Raw genomic sequence first — 16,584 nt, 5'->3', positions numbered from 1 at the left:
TCAGCGCACGATCTTTTCGTAGAGCAGCAGGTCGTCCGCGGGGCTGCTGGGGCGGCGCAGGGTGCCGCTGAAGCGCCATTGGTCCATCGGGATGATGGTGTGCAGGCGCTCGATGGTGTCGGGGCTCACGAGCAGCCACGGGCAGTCGTTGCCCAGCAGCAGCGGCTGCAGGTTGAGGTTGCCGTGGTGGCGCAGCGCCGCGATGTGCGGGCGGCTCAGTGCCAGCTCGGCGACGCAGCGCGGATGGCCGATGCGCTCCGTCACGGCGCGCACCTGCGGGACGTAGCTGCGCGCGTAGTCGATGGGCGGCAGCCAGAGCGTCATCAGCAGCATCCAGCACAGGGCGGTGCCTCCGGCCGGCAGCACCAGCGTCTTCCAGAGCGCGGCGCGATGGCGCCCGGTGCGCCAGCGCACCAGCCAGCACCAGGCCAGTGTGGCAGCCAGGGCGAGCACGAAGGCGACCGGTGAGAACGCGGCCTCGAAGCCCGGCACCAGCCGTGCGACGCTGGCGGCCGGCTTGCGCGGCGCGCCGGTCAGCATGGCGATCCAGTACATCCAGCCGAGCACGGCCAGGCCGCTGAAGAACAGCACGTTGAACCAGTCGATCAGCGCTGCCGCGCTGCGACGGAAGGTCGGCAGCGCGAAGGCCGCCAACGTGGCGAAGGCGGGCAGGGCCAGCAGCAGGGAGCGGTCGGAGAAGTCGGTGGTCCAAGTGGCAGCCAGCGGCACCAGCGCGAACCACAGCGGCAGCGCGACGTGGCGCTCGAGCCACTGGCGGCGCCAGCGCCAGAGCGTCCAGAGCGCGAGCGGCCAGACCGGCCAGGTGAACCACAGCAGTAGCTTGGCCTGGCTGCGCACGTCGGACAGCAGCGAATGGCCCAGCGTGATCTTCCATTGCGCCAGGCCCAGGCCGAAGACCAGCGCGGCGGCCAGCACGGTGATGCCGATCATCGTCAGCAGGGCGGGCCGGGTGAAGCCGGGGCTTTCGTCGTCGCTGCGACCTTCTGCTTGTCGGGCGGCGCGCTGGCGGCGTTCGTAGACCATGTACACCGCGCTGCCGATCGCCAGTGCGAGGCCGACCGTCGGGCCGCCGCTCAGCGTCACGCCAAGGGTACCGACCACGAGGGCGATCACCGGGCCGACGCGGCGGTAGGGCAGTGCGGCCACGCCGTAGAACAGGTGCGAGGCGAAGTACAGCTGCGCCAGCGCGGGCGTGGTTTCATGCCCCAGCTGCGCCAGGCCCAGCGAGGCGATCAGCGCCAGCAGGCCGCCATCGGCGATGGCACGGGCGTAGTCGGTGGGACGCGCCTCGCCGCCGAAGGCAAAGGCCACGGGCTGGGCGCGCGGGGTGCGGGCGAGGTAGTAGACGGCGTACCAGGTCGCGGTGAAGGTGCCCCACAGCATCAGCGCGAACACGAAGCGCACGGCCAGGTCGGGGTTGACCCACGAGGGGGCGAGTTGGATTGCCCAGGCGCCGATCCAGTAGGGGATCAGCGCGGGGGTCTCGGGGCGCATGCCCAGCAGCAGCGGATCGAACCAGCGGGCGATGCCCTCGGTGCTGCGGGCCAGCTCGGCCATGTAGCCGAAGGCCGTGATGTCGGCGCTCTTCCAGGGGCCCCGGCCGAGCAGGCCCGGCAGCAGGTAGGCCGCACACAACAGCAGCAACGCGACGCGCGGCAGCCGGCGTACGGCATTCTGGGCAACGATCGCGGGGGTCGGCTGGTTCAAGGGCGAGGCAGAAGAGGCGAAGGGGTGATTGGAAAGAAAAAGGGCAGCGCGGTAAACCGGGCTGCCCTCGACGCCAGAGCGCGTGCCTGATTACTTGGCAGCGGTCTTGCCGAAGCGGTTGCGGAACTTCTCGACGCGACCGCCCATGTTGTCCACCGACTTTTGCGTGCCGGTGTAGAAGGGGTGCGATTCGCTGGTGGTGTCGAGCTTGAACAGGGGCAGCTCGCGGCCGTCGTCGGTCTTGCCCATTTCCTTGGTGTTCGCGCACGAACGGGTCACGAACTTGAAGCCGTTCGACATGTCGACGAACAGAACTTCGCGGTAATTCGGGTGGATGCCTTCTTTTGCCATGGTGTTTCCTTTTGCGCTGTTGGAATCAATGCGCGGTCGATGCGAGAGCCACCAGCGTGCCAGCAATCTGGCGCGCCGCCCTGAGGCCTTTGACGTGAAGTGTGAGGGCCAAGGAAGCCGGGCGACGTGCCCAGCCGCACTTTTCGCGGAGCCCATGATTATCGCATACTGCCCCCATCGCGAGCAAACCGGGCCCTCCCATGACTTCCACACCCCTTCGCGCCGGCCTTGTCGGCTACGGTTTCGCCGGCCAGACCTTCCATGCGCCGGTGCTTTCGGCCGTTCCGGGGCTCGAACTGGCGGCCGTGGCGAGCTCGCAGCCGCACAAGGTGCATGCCGACTGGCCGGGCGTGGCCGTGGTGCCCGATGTGGCGGCGCTGGTCGCCCGGGCGGACATCGACCTCGTGGTGGTGGCAACGCCCAATGCGCAGCACCATCCGGTCGCCAAGGCGGCTCTGGAGGCCGGCAAACACGTGGTCGTCGACAAGCCGTTCACGCTCGACGTGGCCGAAGCGCGGGAGCTCGAATTGTTGTCAAGGCGCAACAATTGCGTGCTCTCGGTCTACCAGAACCGGCGCTTCGACGCCGACTTCCTGACGCTCCAGCAGGTCCTGGCGTCTGGCGACCTGGGGCGCCCGGTGTACCTGGAATCGCATTTCGACCGCTTCAGGCCCCAGGTTCGCGAGCGTTGGCGAGAGCAGCCGGTGCCGGGTTCGGGCCTGTGGGTGGATCTGGGCGCGCATCTGGTCGATCAGGCCGTGCAGCTCTTCGGCCGGCCCGACACGCTGCAACTCGACACCGCCGCCTTGCGCGATGGCGCGCTGGTCGAAGACTATTTCCATGCCGTGCTGCGCTACGAAGGCGGCCCCCATGCGCCCCTGCGCGTGGTGCTGCACGCCACGACGCTCGCGGCCCATGCGGCGCCGCGCTACATCGTGCACGGCACGCGCGGCAGCTACGTCAAGCACGGCGTCGATCCGCAGGAAGACGCGCTGCGCGCCGGCCAGCGACCGCCGGCCGAAGGGTGGGGCGTCGATCCGCTCGATGGCGAACTCACGCTGGTCGGCAGCGACGGCGCGCCGTACTTTCGCGCGGTGCCGACGCAGGCCGGCAACTATGCCGACTACTACGCCGCGGTCCGCGATGCGATCCTGGGCAAGGGGCCCAATCCCGTGCCGCCCGCACAGGCCGTCGCGCTGATGGAGCTGCTCGACATCGGCCGCCAGAGCGCCGCCGAAGGCCGCGCCATCCGCATCGAGCGCCCATGAAAAAAGCGCGTTGACCCGTGAGGGCCAACGCGCTTTTGCGGAAGAGCCTGAAGCTCAGCCGCCGCGACGCATCATGTCGAAGAACTCGACATTGGTCTTGGTCGCCTTCATGTTCTTGAGCATCAGCTCCATCGACTCGATCTCGTCCATGTTGTACATGAGCTGACGCAGGATGCGGGTCTTCTGCAGGATCTCGGGGGCCAGCAGCAGCTCTTCGCGGCGCGTGCCGCTGCGGTTGAGCTGGATCGAGGGGAACACGCGCTTTTCGTACAGGCGGCGGTCCAGGTGGATTTCGGAGTTGCCGGTGCCCTTGAACTCTTCGAAGATCACTTCGTCCATGCGGCTGCCGGTGTCGATCAGCGCGGTGCCGATGATGGTCAGCGAGCCGCCTTCTTCCACGTTGCGCGCGGCGCCCAGGAAGCGCTTGGGACGCTGCAGCGCGTTGGAGTCGACACCACCGGTCAGCACCTTGCCCGACGAGGGCACGACGTTGTTGTAGGCGCGAGCCAGACGCGTGATCGAGTCCAGCAGGATCACCACGTCCTTCTTGAGTTCGACCAGGCGCTTGGCACGCTCGATCACCATTTCGGCGACGTGCACGTGGCGTGCTGCGGGCTCGTCGAAGGTCGAAGCAATGACTTCGCCCTTCACCGTGCGCTGCATTTCGGTCACTTCTTCAGGGCGCTCGTCCACGAGCAGCACCATCATGTGCACGTCGGGGTAGTTGGCGCTGATCGCGTGAGCGATGTGCTGCATCATCACCGTCTTGCCGCTCTTGGGCGGTGCCACGAGCAGGGCGCGCTGGCCTTTGCCGATGGGGGCGATGATGTCGATGATGCGGCCGGTGAGGTTCTCTTCGCCCTTGACGCCTTCACGTTCCAGCTTCATCTGTTCCTTGGGGAACAGCGGCGTCAGGTTCTCGAACATCACCTTGTGCTTGTTGGCTTCGGGTGCGCCGTCGTTGACCTTGTCCAGCTTGGTCAGTGCGAAGTAGCGCTCGCCGTCCTTGGGCGTGCGCACTTCACCTTCGATCATGTCGCCGGTGTGCAGGTTGAAGCGCCGCACCTGGCTGGGCGAGATGTAGATGTCGTCGGTGCTGGCCGTGAAGCTGGTGTCCGGGCTGCGCAGAAAGCCGAAGCCGTCGGGCAGGATTTCGAGCACACCGTCGGCGAAGACCTGTTCGCCGGCCTTGGCGCGCTTCTTGATGATCGCGAACATCAGCTCTTGCTTGCGCATGCGGCCGATGTTTTCGATCTCAAGCGCCTCAGCCTGCTTGAAGACTTCAGACACGTGGAGTGCCTTGAGTTCGTTTAAGTGCATGGAACGACCCCTGGAGGGGTAATCGAATCGGGAACGGGGGGAGGTTTGATGTGGGGCAAGAACTGCCTCACGAACCGGGGAACTCGAACCGGTTGCCTGATGAAAGGCCCGGTGAACTGAGGGCGATTATGACAGGAAAATCGCCCCGGCCAACGCATTGCGCGCTGGCCGGAAGAAATGCATCAGGCGAGTTGCTGGTCGATGAAGGCCGTGAGTTGCGCCTTGCTCATGGCGCCGACCTTGGTGGCGGCCAGCTGGCCGTCCTTGAACAGCATCAGCGTGGGGATGCCGCGAATGCCGAACTTGGCGGGGATGTCGCGGTTCTCGTCGACGTTGAGCTTGGCGATCTGCAGCTTGCCTTCGTAGGTGGCCGAGACTTCGTCCAGGATCGGGGCGATCATCTTGCAGGGACCGCACCATTCGGCCCAGTAGTCGACCAGAACCGGCTGGCTGGACTTGAGCACGTCGGCCTCGAAGGAAGAATCGGAGATGTGTTTGATCAGTTCGCTGGCCATGTGATGTGTCCTTGTGCGCAGAGAGAGTTTCGGTGCAGCTAAAGTGCGGGTCATTGTGACAGAAACCAAGGGGCGACGTGCCATGCGGCCCGGCTATGGCGGCGATAGCCAAAGCCCTTTGCGGCCCTGCCGCCGACCCCCTCAACCCCCTCGATAGAACATGAACGAAGGCCACCCCGTCCAGGCCCTGTGGTGCGATCCCGCCGACGGCGTCGTCGCGCGGATCGTGCGCACGCTCGACGAGCGCCAGCTGCATGCGGCGCGCACCGTGGTGCTGGTGCCGTATGCGCAGCTGATGGCGGTCGCGCGCGGCATGTGGGCGCGCTGCGGCAGCCCGGGCTTCGTGCCGCGCTTCGAGACCACGCACAACTGGGCGCGCAGCGCGGGCGGCTTCCTGCCGTCCGGCTACGACATCGCCTTCGACATGGCGCGCGACCTGGTCACGGCCCAGGGCCTGCTCGCGCAATCGGGCTTCCAGGCCGAACGCTTCGCGCTCGCGGGGCGGGTGGTCGAGCTGGCCTACCAGCTGGCGCCGCTGGCATCCGCCGTGGCGCCCGAGGTGCGCGGCAGCGACTGGGCCCAGGGCGCAGCCAAGGTGGCCGATGCCGGCAGCGAGTCGGAGTGGTTCCGCATCGAGAGCGCGCTGATCCGCGTCGCCGTGGCCTGGGCCGCGAACTCGGGCTATGCGACCGACGTGCTGCTGCGCGATGCGGCGCGCAGCCAGGTCGATGCGCTGATCGTGCTCGAAGGCTTCCAGACCGATCCGCTCACGCAGGCCCTGTGCGCGCTGTGGGGCGACCGCGCGATCCGCATTCCGCTCGTGCCCGCTGATGCCCCACCGTCTGCGGCCCACGCGCACGTGGCGCTCGACCCCGAGGACGAGGCCCAGCTGGCCGCCGCCTGCGTGCTGCAGCACCTGGCCGAGGGCCGCGCGCCGGTCGCGCTCGTCGCCACCGACCGCGCGCTCACCCGCCGTATCAGCGCCCAGCTGAGCACGCAGGGCATCGTCACGCACGACGAAACCGGCTGGAAGCTGTCCACCACGCGCGCCGCCGCCACGCTGATGAGTGCCTTGCGCGCCTGCGCGCACGACGCGGCCACCGACCAGGTGCTCGAATGGCTCAAGAGCGGCGCCGAGGTCGATGGGTTCGCCGTGCAGTCGCTCGAAATGCGCCTGCGACGCGAAGGCGTGCGCGACTGGCAGGCATGGTGCGCGTTGATCGCGCGCAGCGAGAAGCCACAAGACGAAGGCTTGCGCACCTTCACCCTCACCATCGAAACCCGCCGCGCTCCGATGGCGCGCGCGCGCTCCCTGGCCGAATGGCACCGCGCGCTGCGCGAGCTGCTGACGGCCGGTGAACAGTGGGAAGCGCTCACCGCTGACTTCGCGGGCGCCAAGGTGATCGCCGCCCTCTGGCTCGATGCCGACGCGCACGGCGAGGAAGACGAGTTTCCCGGCGGGCGCCACAGCCTCGCCGAGTTCACGGCCTGGGCACGCGACGTGCTCGAAGACGCCAGCTTCGTGCCGCCCGCCGGCGACGAGGCGCCCAAGGTGTCCGTGCTGCCGATGTACCAGCTGCTGGGCCGCGTCTTCGGCGCCGTCGTCATTCCCGGCTGCGACGACCGCCGCATGCCCGCGTCGCCCGAGCCGCCGGGCAACTGGAGTGCGGCGCAGCGCCTCGACCTGGGCCTGGCCTCGCGCGAGGTGCTGGAGGCCGCGCAGCGCGCGGCCTGGGCCATGGCCACGCGCAACCCGAGCTGCGATCTGGTCTGGCGCCATTCCGATGCCAGCGGCGAACCCGTGCGGCCGAGCCCGCTGGTGCAGGCCCTGCAGCTCGCCCATGCACTGCAGCCGGGCGTCGATCCGCGCACGCCGCGCGACGTCGCCGTCTCGCCGACCCTGCGGCCCACGCCCTCGGGCGCGCTGCTGCCGCTCACCAATGTGTCGACCAGCGTCTACGAAGACCTGCGCCGCTGTCCCTATCGCTTCTTCGCGCTGCGCCAGCTGGGCCTGCGCACCGCCGACGAGCTCGATGCCGAGGTCGACAAGCGCGACTTCGGCAACTGGCTGCACGCGGTGCTCGGCCAGTTCCACGAGACCCTGCGCGACGCGCCGACGAGCGATGCGCAAGCGCGCGCCACGCTGCTGGCCGACACCGCGCGCGATGTCACGCAGACGCTCGGCTATTCCGACGCCGAGTTCCTGCCCTTCGCCGCCGCGTGGCCGGCGGTGCGCGACGGCTACCTCGACTGGCTCGCGAAACATGAAGCGGACGGAGCGGTCTTCGTCGAGGCCGAGCCCTGGAAAGAGCAGCCCCTGGGCACCCTGCGGCTGGTCGGCCGGCTCGACCGCGTCGATCGCACGGCAGACGGCCAGCCCTTCGTGATCGACTACAAGACCGAGACCGCCTCCGTCACCAAGGAGCGCGTGAAAGACCCGACCGAGGATACGCAGCTCGCCTTCTACGCAGCGCTGGTGGCTGACGACACCTTGCGCGCGGCCTACGTCAACGTGGGCGAGAAGTCGTCCGGCACGCAGACCGTCGAGCAGCCCGCCGTGGTCGAGGCGCGCGATGCGCTGGTGGCCGGCATCATCGACGACTTCGCGCGCATCGCGCAGGGCGCGCCGCTGCCGCCGCTGGGCGAGGGCAGCGTCTGCGATTTCTGCGCTGCACGCGGTCTGTGCCGCAAGGACTTCTGGGAGGTCACGCCATGAACGGCGCTGCCTACGAACACAACGGCCGGCACGTCGCGCGCGAGGCCTTCTACACCGTCGCCTGCGATCCGCGGCGCTCGGTTGCGGTCGAAGCCTGTGCGGGCGCCGGCAAGACCTGGATGCTGGTGTCGCGCATCGTGCGCGCGCTGCTCGAAGAGGGCGATTCCGCCTGCGAGCCGCACGAGATCCTGGCCATCACCTTCACCAAGAAGGCCGCCGGCGAAATGCGCGAGCGGCTCGACCAGTGGCTCGCGCTGTTTGCCGAGCTCGATCCGGCCGCGTCGCAACGCGAGCTCGTGATGCGCGGCATGACACCGGAGGCCGCGCAGGCGGCCGTGCCGCGGCTGCAGGGGCTCTACCGGCGCCTGCTCGAAGGCGGGCGTCCGGTGCAGTTCCGCACCTTCCACGCGTGGTTCGCGGGCCTGCTGCGCAATGCGCCGCTCGCCGTGCTGCGCGAGCTGGGACTGCCCGCGAACTACGAACTGCTCGAAGACGATGCCGAGGCGCGCAACCACACCTGGCGGCCGTTCTTCGAGGCCGTGACCGGCGACGCGCGCGCGCTGGCCGACTACTACGCTGTCGTCGCCACCCACGGCCGCTCGCAGACGGCGAAGGCGCTGGGCGAGGCGCTGTCGAAGCGGGTCGAGTTCTCGCTGTCCGATCCCCAGGATGCCGTGACGCCGTTCGACGTGCTGTACCCGGCCCTGCAGGGGCTGGAGCTGCCGACCGACGCGCTGCGCGGCGAGGCCGTGCGCCGCCGCTGGCTCGACCGCGCCGCCGCCCTCGGCCGCGAGGCCAACAAGACACCGCAGAAGGCGGCCGAAGCCATCATCGACGTGTTCGGCACCGGCGAGCCCGCGCCCGACGCGCTGGCCGATGCGCTCGCGGTGCTGCGCAAGACCTTCTTCGTCGCGAGCGAAGACCGGCTCACCAAGAACCTGCAGAAATTCCCCGCCGCGCAAGAGGCCGAGACCGAGCTGCAGCTGCTGTGCGCCGCGCAGGCCCAGCACGCGGCCTGGCTCTACCAGCAGCGCATGACGCGGCTCACGCGCCTGCTGATCACCGCCTTCGGCGAGGTCAAGCGCGCGCACGGCTGGGTCGACATGAACGACGTCGAACAGGCCGCGCAGCTGCTCTTGGGCCAGTCGGCGCTGTCGGGCTGGGTGCAGGAGCGGCTCGACGCGCGCGTCGCGCACCTGCTGATCGACGAGTTCCAGGACACCAACCCGCTGCAGTGGCAGGCGCTCTACGGCTGGCTCAGCGCCTACACGGGCGCGGGCGGCAGCGCGCCGCGCGTGTTCATCGTGGGCGACCCCAAGCAGAGCATCTACCGCTTCCGCCGCGCCGAGCCGCAGGTGTTCATCGCCGCCAAGAAGTTCGTGCGCGAAGGGCTCGGCGGCGAACTGCTCAACTGCGACCACACGCACCGCAACGCGCGCGCCGTGGTCGGCCTCGTCAACAGCGCGATGCTGGCCGCGCAGGCGGCCGGCGAGTTCGACGGCTACCGCGCCCACACCACCGAGCGTGGCGACGACGGCGAACTGCTGAAGCTGCCCGCCATCGACCGCGACGCGCTCGACACCGCCGTGGCCGCCGCGCCGGCCGACGACGGCATGCTGCACTGGCGCGACAGCCTCGTCACGCCGCGCGTGCTGCCCGAAGAACAGCTGCTGCAGAAGGAGTGCGAACAGGCCGCGCGCTGGGTCGCGCAGCGCATCGCCGACGGCACGCCGCCACGCCAGATCATGGTGCTGGCGCGCCGCCGCAGCCGCTTGTCGGCCATGCAGGACGCGCTGCGCCGCCGCCACATTCCCGTGCAGCAGCCCGAGAAGAACGACCTGAACGATGCGCCCGAAGTGCAGGACGTGGTCGCGCTGCTCGACGCGCTGGTGTCGCCCGCGCACGACCTGTCGCTGGCGCGCGCGCTCAAGTCGCCGCTGTTCGGCATCGACGACGACGCGCTGGTGCAGCTGGCGCGCTGCCAGCGCGAGACGCCAGTGGCCAGCTGGTTCTCTTTGATCCAGAAGGGCGAAGGCCTGCCGACCGTGCTGACCGAGGCGGGCGTGCAGCTGCGCCGCTGGCAGCGCTGGCTGATGGCGATGCCGCCGCACGACGCACTGGACGCGATCTTTCACGACGGCGACGTGCTCGCGAAGTTCGGCGCCGCGGTGCCGGCGGCCTTGCGGCAGAGCGCGCTGGCCAACCTGCGCGGGCTGGTCGCCGCCTCGCTCGACATCGACGGTGCGCGCTTCGCGACGCCTTATGCCCTGGTGCGGGCCCTGCGCGCGGGCGGCGTGCGCGCACCCACCGTGGCCGCGCCCGAAGCGGTGCAGTTGCTGACCGTGCACGGCGCCAAGGGCCTCGAAGCCGACACCGTGCTGATGCTCGACTGCGACGCGCCGCCGCCGCGCGCGCAGACCATGGGCGTGCTGGTCGAGTGGAAGGGCAGCGACAGCGCGCCCACGCGCTTCGTGTTCCTGGCCAGCGAGAAGACGCCACCGGCCTGCGCCGCCGCGCTGCTCGAAGAGGAGCAGCACGCGCGCCATCGCGAAGAACTCAACGGCCTCTACGTGGCGACCACGCGGGCCCGCGAGCGGCTGGTGCTGTCGTCGGTGAAACCGTCGCGCGCCAACGAGGGCAGCTGGTGGGCGCGGCTGGAGCCGCTGTGCGAGCCGACCGAGGCCGACGAGCCGCTGGTCGAGGCGTCTGCCGCCGCGCAGGCCGCGTCGGCCACCTTCGCGATGAAGACGTTGCCCGCATCGCTTCTGCCGGCGACGGAATCGCCGCCCGAGAAGAAAAAGGTGAAGGAAGCCACCGTCGATGCACGTGCCGCCGCCTTCGGCCAGGCCATGCACCGGTTGCTCGAATGGGCCGTGCCCGGCGAAGCCTTGCCACCGGCCCATGTGCGGGCGGCCGCGCGCGAGTTCATGCTCGATCCGCAGCAGGCGCGCGGCGCCGCGGCGCTGGCCCAGCGCATCCGCGCGGGCGCCGGTGCCTGGGTGTGGGACGATCGCAGCATCGACTGGCATGGCAATGAAGTCACGCTGGTCCACGAGGGCGATACCTTGCGCATCGACCGGCTGGTGCGCGAGCGCGCCACCAGCGCATGGTGGATCCTCGACTACAAATCGGCCGCGCGCCCCGAACGGGACGCGGCCCTGATCGCACAGATGCAGCGCTACCGCGCTGCCGTGCAACATGCCTACCCCGGTGCCACGGTGCGCGCCGCGTTCCTGACCGGGCAGGGCGAACTGGTGAATCTCGAATGACTGTTTCTTCTACCGTCGCCGTCATCGGCGGCGGACCTGCCGGCCTGATGGCGGCCGAAGTGCTGAGCGCGTCCGGCGCGCAGGTGCATGTGTACGACGCGATGCCCTCGGTGGGCCGCAAGTTCCTGCTGGCCGGCCGCGGCGGCCTCAACCTCACGCACTCGGAGCCCTTCGATGTGTTCGTGACGCGCTTCGGCGAGCGCCGCGCGCAGCTCGAGCCACTGCTCGCCAAATTCGGTCCGCAGCAGGCGCGCGAGTGGGCGGCCGGGCTGGGCATCGAGACCTTCGTCGGCACCTCGGGCCGCGTGTTCCCGACCGACATGAAGGCCGCGCCCTTGCTGCGCGCCTGGCTGCATCGCCTGCGCGCCGCGGGCGTGCAGTTCCACATGCGGCATCGCTGGGTGGGTGACGGCGCCTTCGATGCGAATGCGCTGCGCTTCGCAACGCCGGCGGGCGAGGTCACCGCCAAGGCCGATGCCGTGGTGCTGGCCCTGGGCGGCGCGAGCTGGGCGCGCCTGGGCTCCGACGGCGCGTGGGCGCCGTGGCTGCAGGCGCAGGGCGTGGCGGTGGCGTCGCTGCTGCCGGCCAACTGCGGCTTCGACGGCGCAGGCTGGAGCGAGCACTTTTCGAGCCGCTTCGCGGGACAGCCCTTCAAGTCGGTCGCGATCGCTTTCACCGACAGCCAGGGGCGGCACTTCGCGCGCAAGGGCGAGTTCGTTGCCACGGCCACGGGCATCGAAGGCAGCCTGGTCTATGCAGCGTCGGCGCTGCTGCGTGACGAGATTGCCGCGAACGGCAGTGCGACGCTGCTACTCGACCTGCTGCCCGACCGCAGCGCCGAACAGGTGCTCGCCGCGGTGAAGCATCCACGTGGCGCGCGTTCGTTGAGCAGCCACCTCAAGAGCCGTCTCGGCATCGAGGGCATCAAGGCGGGCGTGCTGCACGAGGCGCTGAGCAAGGAAGCGATGCAGGACCCGGCGCAGCTGGCGGCCACCATCAAGGCGGTGCCGCTGAAGCTGGTCGCGACGCGGCCGGTCGACGAAGCGATCAGCACGGCGGGCGGCGTGCGCTTCGATGCGCTCGATCCGGCCCTGATGGCGACGGCGCTGCCCGGCGTGTTCGCGGCAGGGGAAATGCTGGATTGGGAGGCGCCGACCGGCGGCTACCTGCTCACGGCGGCGATGGCCAGCGGCGCGGCTGCGGCGCGCGGCGCGATCCAGCGGCTGGGGCTTTGACGGAAGGCGCGCTCAGCGCGAGCGCGCGCAGGGCCAGAAGAACACCTGCTCGGGGTCGTCCGCATCGAGGTTCTCGATGTGGCCGCTCTCCCTGAACCCGGCTTCTTTCAGCAGCGCGTGCATCGCCGTGTTGGAGCGGTTCGTGGAGGTGAAGAGCTTGGGGCGTTCACAGATCGACTGGAAGTGATCGACGAGCCGCAGGCCGAGCCGCCTGCGGCGAAATGGTTCGCCGACCATGAGCATCTCGATGAAGCCGCAGTCGAAGAAGTGGTGGTGCAGAACGCCGTAGGCGGCGATGTCGCCATCCACCTCGATCACATGGCAGAAGCGATCCTCGATCCAGCCTTGGATCTGCACGGCGCGGCGCGCATCGTGCGCGGCCACGGTGTCGAGGCGCACCAACGCTTCGAGATCACTGATGCGGGCGGGCCGGATGTCCAAGTTCATGGATGGCTGCGCGAAGTTCTGGGAATTTGAGGTGTCCGGGGCCGGTAACCCTTGGACACGGCGCGTAAGTTCTCTGGAAAGGAACTCACGGCTTCTGGATGTTAGGTTGACGAGCCTTACCCCTGGCACTGACTACGCAGTTAGGGCTGCTTGGTTCCCCACCTGACCCGGTTGGCCACTTCACCATGCAGGGAGGCCCGTCAGCCTGCATTCTAACCGCGCGGATTTGCCCCCTTGGCCGGGGCGTGAATCATTTCGACGGCGGATGGGAAACAAGCGTGAAGTGACCCCCGCCGCGCCTTTTAGAATGCCCGCAATGTCTTATCTCGTGCTCGCTCGCAAGTTCCGTCCGAAAACCTTCGGTGAGATGGTCGGTCAGGGGCATGTGGTCCAGGCGCTGGAAAACGCGCTGACGACGCAGCGCCTGCACCACGCCTATCTGTTCACCGGGACGCGGGGCGTGGGCAAGACCACGGTGTCGCGCATCCTGGCCAAGTCGCTCAACTGCCAGGGCCCGGACGGGCAGGGCGGCATCACCGCCACGCCCTGCGGCGTGTGCCAAGCCTGCCAGGACATCGATTCGGGCCGCTTTGTCGACTACACCGAGCTCGACGCGGCCTCCAACCGCGGCGTGGACGAAGTGCAGTCGCTGCTCGAGCAGGCAGTCTACAAGCCGGTGCAGGGGCGCTTCAAGGTCTTCATGATCGACGAAGTGCACATGCTCACGAACACCGCGTTCAACGCGATGCTCAAGACGCTCGAGGAGCCGCCCGAGTACCTCAAGTTCGTGCTGGCCACGACCGATCCGCAGAAGGTGCCGGTCACGGTGCTGTCGCGCTGCCTGCAGTTCAACCTGCGGCCGATGGCGCCCGAGACGGTGCTCGAACATCTCACGGGCGTGCTGCAGACCGAGCAGGTGCCGGCCGAGCCGCAGGCGCTGCGCCTGCTGGCGCGCGCCGCACGCGGCTCGATGCGCGACGCGCTCTCGCTCACCGACCAGGCCATCGCCTTCGGCAACGGCGAGCTGCTCGAGACCGGCGTGCGCCAGATGCTCGGCAGCGTCGATCGCGGCCATGTGTTCCGCCTCATCGAAGCGCTGGCACAAGGCGACGGCAAGACCGTGGTCGACACCTCCGAGGCGCTGCGCCGCGACGGCATGTCCGCCGCGTCCACGCTTGAAGAAATGACGGCCGTGCTGCAGGCCATGGCCGTGCTGCAGGCCGTGCCTTCGCGCGCCGAATCGGCCGACGCGGCCACCGACCCCGACGCGGCCGACACGGCGCGCCTGGCGTCGCTGATGCCCGCCGACGAGACGCAGCTGCTGTACAGCCTGTGCCTGCACGGGCGCGGCGAACTGGGCCTTGCGCCCGACGAGTACGCGGCGCTGACCATGGTGCTGCTGCGACTGCTGGCCTTCAAGCCCTCCCATGCGGCCGCCTCGACGGCCTCCACGGAAAAAAAAACTCTGAATGACGCCGGCGGCGCCGCGCCGCGGGCTCCCGCGCGCGAAGCCGCCCCGGTTTCCCGGCCTTCGGTGCCCGATCCGGCACCCGCTGCCGCGCCGTCGCAACCACCCGCACAACCCGCGCCGGCCGGCCAGCGGCTCGCGGTGGTCGATGCTCCGCAGCGCCAGCCCATGCCCCGGCCCGCCCCGCAGGAGGCGTCCGACGCGCCTGCAGCCCATGTCGTCGGCGTGCCGATCCGCGTGCAGCCGCCGCCTGGCCAGCGCGACGTGCCGCGCGAAGAGGAGCAGCGCAGCACCTACACCCCGATCCCGCCGAGCGAAGAGGGCGACTTCTGGCATGCCACGGTCATGCAGCTTGTCGCCGCCGAAAGCGTGGCGGCACTGGCGCGCGAACTGGCGCTGCAGTCGCAGCTGGTGGCGCGCGACACCGACCAGTGGATGCTGCGCATCGAGCGCGAAACCCTCAACCAGCCGTCCAGCCGCGAGAAGCTCACGGCGGCGCTGCAGGGCCTCGGCCACAATGTGAGGCTGGCCATCGAGATCGGCGGCGTGGTCGACAGCCCGGCGCGCCGCAACAAGCAGGCGGCCGACGAGCGCCAGCGGGTGGCCGAGGAAGCCATCCGCAGCGACCCCGAGGTGCAGATGCTGATGCGCGACTTCGATGCGAAGATCGTGCCCGGATCGCTGAAGCCCCTCTGACGCCGGCGCCGCAGTCGCCGCATTTTTCGACCGTATTCTTTCCATCACCAACCCATCACAGACAGGACCAACGATGTTCAACAAAGGACAACTGGCCGGCCTCATGAAGCAGGCGCAGGCAATGCAGGACAACCTCAAGAAGGCCCAGGAAGAACTGGCGCACATCGAGGTCGAAGGCGAGTCGGGCGCCGGTCTCGTCAAGGTCGTCATGACCTGCAAGCACGACGTCAAGCGCATCACCATCGACCCCAGCCTGCTGGCCGACGACAAGGACATGCTCGAAGACCTCGTGGCTGCCGCCTTCAACGCCGCCGTGCGCAAGGCCGAGGAAACCAGCGAGCAGAAGATGGGCAAGCTCACCGCCGGCATGCCCGGCCTGCCGCCCGGCATGAAGCTGCCGTTCTGATGGCTCTCCCCCAGGCTGCGCGCACTTCGTGTCGCTTCGCCAACCCCCTCGCCGGGGGCAACACCAGCGGCCCGGCAAAGCCGGTTCCGCGGTGTTCGCTTGAAGGGCTCGGCTGACATGGCAGACGCCAGTTCGCTCGATGCGCTGGTCGATGCGCTGCGCCGGTTGCCCGGTGTCGGCGTCAAGTCGGCCTCGCGCATGGCCTTCCACCTGTTGCAGCACGACCGCGAGGGCGCGCAGTTGCTTGCGCGTGCGCTCCAGCAGGCGGCAGGCCAGGTGCGGCACTGCGAGCTGTGCAACACCTTCACCGAAGCGCCGATCTGCCATGTCTGCATGGACTCGCGGCGCGACGGCACCAAGCTGTGCGTGGTCGAGACGCCGGCCGACCAGGCCGCGCTCGAACGCACGGGCGCTTTTCGCGGCTACTACTTCGTGCTCATGGGCAAGCTCAGTCCGCTCGATGGCATCGGGCCGAAGGACATCGGCCTGCAGAAGCTGTTCGACCGCGCGCGGGACGGCACGGTGAGCGAGGTCATCCTCGCGACCAATTTCACCGCCGAAGGCGAGGCCACGGCACACGTGATCGGCGAAGCGCTCAAGCAGCACGGGCTCACCGTGACGCGTCTCGCGCGCGGCGTGCCGGCCGGCAGCGAGCTCGAGTACGTCGACCTCGGCACCATCGCGCACGCGCTGGTCGATCGCCGCTGACGCGCGGCCTGTTCAAGGCCGCGTTCGTTCTTCCCTTTTGTTGTCGTCACCATGACCTTCTCCTTGCTCACCGTCGCCTACTGGTGCGTGTTCATCGCCTGCGGCCTGCCGTACCTCGCGGCATGGATCGCGAAGGCAGGCAGCTTCGGCGTGCGCGACAACATGCATCCGCGCGACTGGGCCGCCAAGCAAAGCGGCTGGCGCGCACGCGCCAACAGCGCGCAGGCCAACAGCTTCGAAGGCCTGCCGTTCTTCATCGGCGCGGTGGTCATCGCGCACCAGCTCGGCGTGGCGCAGGCGCGGCTCGACATGCTCGCGGTGGCCTACGTGGTGCTGCGCGTGATCTACCTCGGCCTGTACATCCGCGGCGCGCCGAGCGCGCGCAGCGCGGTCTGGGCACTCGCGTTCCTGGTCAATATCGCGATACTTTTTCTGGCGCGATAGCGCCTCGGCGAAG

Annotated in this window: 13 protein-coding genes and 1 other RNA gene; 8 read left to right on the top strand and 6 right to left on the bottom strand. The window is 69.1% G+C overall.

From position 1 onward, the window contains the following. Positions 1–1,728 (bottom strand): hypothetical protein, encoded by a 1,728-nt coding sequence (locus AC07OH_RS09140; RefSeq protein ID WP_495300365.1) that lies wholly within the window; start codon positions 1,726–1,728, stop codon positions 1–3. A 90-nt stretch (positions 1,729–1,818) separates the two neighbouring features. Further along, on the bottom strand, positions 1,819–2,079 hold the full coding sequence (locus AC07OH_RS09135) for a type B 50S ribosomal protein L31 (protein WP_056580149.1): 261 nt from the start codon (positions 2,077–2,079) through the stop codon (positions 1,819–1,821). Between the two features lie 200 nt (positions 2,080–2,279). On the opposite strand from AC07OH_RS09135, the gene AC07OH_RS09130 reads away from it, so the two are divergent. Then, positions 2,280–3,347 carry an oxidoreductase gene (locus tag AC07OH_RS09130; RefSeq protein ID WP_495300364.1) on the top strand — a complete coding sequence of 356 codons (1,068 nt, stop codon included), beginning with the start codon at positions 2,280–2,282 and terminating at the stop codon, positions 3,345–3,347. Between the two features lie 54 nt (positions 3,348–3,401). On the opposite strand, the gene rho is transcribed toward AC07OH_RS09130, so the two are convergent. Together rho and trxA are read right to left on the bottom strand one after the other, a co-directional pair. Beyond that, positions 3,402–4,667, bottom strand: a complete 1,266-nt coding sequence (rho, locus tag AC07OH_RS09125) for a transcription termination factor Rho (protein ID WP_062473130.1) — start codon at positions 4,665–4,667, stop codon at positions 3,402–3,404. A 182-nt stretch (positions 4,668–4,849) separates the two neighbouring features. Then, a complete protein-coding gene (gene trxA, locus AC07OH_RS09120; RefSeq protein WP_042578306.1) occupies positions 4,850–5,182 on the bottom strand; it encodes a thioredoxin TrxA in 333 nt (110 codons plus the stop codon). Between the two features lie 160 nt (positions 5,183–5,342). Between trxA and AC07OH_RS09115 the strand changes: the two genes are divergently transcribed. From AC07OH_RS09115 to AC07OH_RS09105, 3 genes are read left to right on the top strand one after another with little or no spacing between them, the layout of a single operon-like run. Continuing rightward, positions 5,343–7,898 carry a PD-(D/E)XK nuclease family protein gene (locus tag AC07OH_RS09115; RefSeq protein ID WP_495300363.1) on the top strand — a complete coding sequence of 852 codons (2,556 nt, stop codon included), beginning with the start codon at positions 5,343–5,345 and terminating at the stop codon, positions 7,896–7,898. After that, the gene (locus AC07OH_RS09110; RefSeq protein WP_495300362.1) at positions 7,895–11,167 is read left to right on the top strand and encodes a UvrD-helicase domain-containing protein; all 3,273 of its coding nucleotides are present in this window, start codon (positions 7,895–7,897) and stop codon (positions 11,165–11,167) included. Before AC07OH_RS09115 ends, AC07OH_RS09110 begins: the two co-directional genes overlap by 4 nt. After that, positions 11,164–12,402 carry a TIGR03862 family flavoprotein gene (locus AC07OH_RS09105; RefSeq protein WP_495300361.1) on the top strand — a complete coding sequence of 413 codons (1,239 nt, stop codon included), beginning with the start codon at positions 11,164–11,166 and terminating at the stop codon, positions 12,400–12,402. The genes AC07OH_RS09110 and AC07OH_RS09105 overlap by 4 nt, the downstream gene beginning before the upstream one ends. A 12-nt stretch (positions 12,403–12,414) precedes the next feature. Here AC07OH_RS09105 and AC07OH_RS09100 read toward each other — a convergent pair whose 3' ends face one another. Both AC07OH_RS09100 and ffs read right to left on the bottom strand, forming a co-directional pair. Further along, on the bottom strand, positions 12,415–12,849 hold the full coding sequence (locus tag AC07OH_RS09100; protein ID WP_495300360.1) for a GNAT family N-acetyltransferase: 435 nt from the start codon (positions 12,847–12,849) through the stop codon (positions 12,415–12,417). Positions 12,850–12,954: 105 nt separating this feature from the next. Continuing rightward, positions 12,955–13,051, bottom strand: an RNA gene (gene ffs, locus AC07OH_RS09095) — signal recognition particle sRNA small type. 114 nt (positions 13,052–13,165) lie between these two features. Between ffs and dnaX the strand changes: the two genes are divergently transcribed. From dnaX to AC07OH_RS09075, 4 genes are all read left to right on the top strand, one after another. After that, positions 13,166–15,013, top strand: coding sequence for a DNA polymerase III subunit gamma/tau (gene dnaX, locus AC07OH_RS09090; protein ID WP_495300359.1), 1,848 nt, complete (start codon positions 13,166–13,168; stop codon positions 15,011–15,013). A 73-nt stretch (positions 15,014–15,086) separates the two neighbouring features. After that, a complete protein-coding gene (locus tag AC07OH_RS09085) occupies positions 15,087–15,419 on the top strand; it encodes a YbaB/EbfC family nucleoid-associated protein (RefSeq protein WP_007836669.1) in 333 nt (110 codons plus the stop codon). A gap of 117 nt (positions 15,420–15,536) precedes the next feature. Beyond that, a complete protein-coding gene (recR, locus tag AC07OH_RS09080; RefSeq protein WP_062473120.1) occupies positions 15,537–16,127 on the top strand; it encodes a recombination mediator RecR in 591 nt (196 codons plus the stop codon). Between the two features lie 51 nt (positions 16,128–16,178). Further along, positions 16,179–16,571 (top strand): MAPEG family protein, encoded by a 393-nt coding sequence (locus AC07OH_RS09075; protein ID WP_159271584.1) that lies wholly within the window; start codon positions 16,179–16,181, stop codon positions 16,569–16,571. The last annotated feature ends 13 nt before the right edge of the window (positions 16,572–16,584 follow it).

The sequence above is a fragment of the Variovorax sp. GW821-FHT10C12 genome, assembly GCF_059415405.1.
The sequence above is the reverse complement of the archived record's forward strand: the minus strand, read 5'-3'. Positions and strand labels throughout refer to the sequence as shown.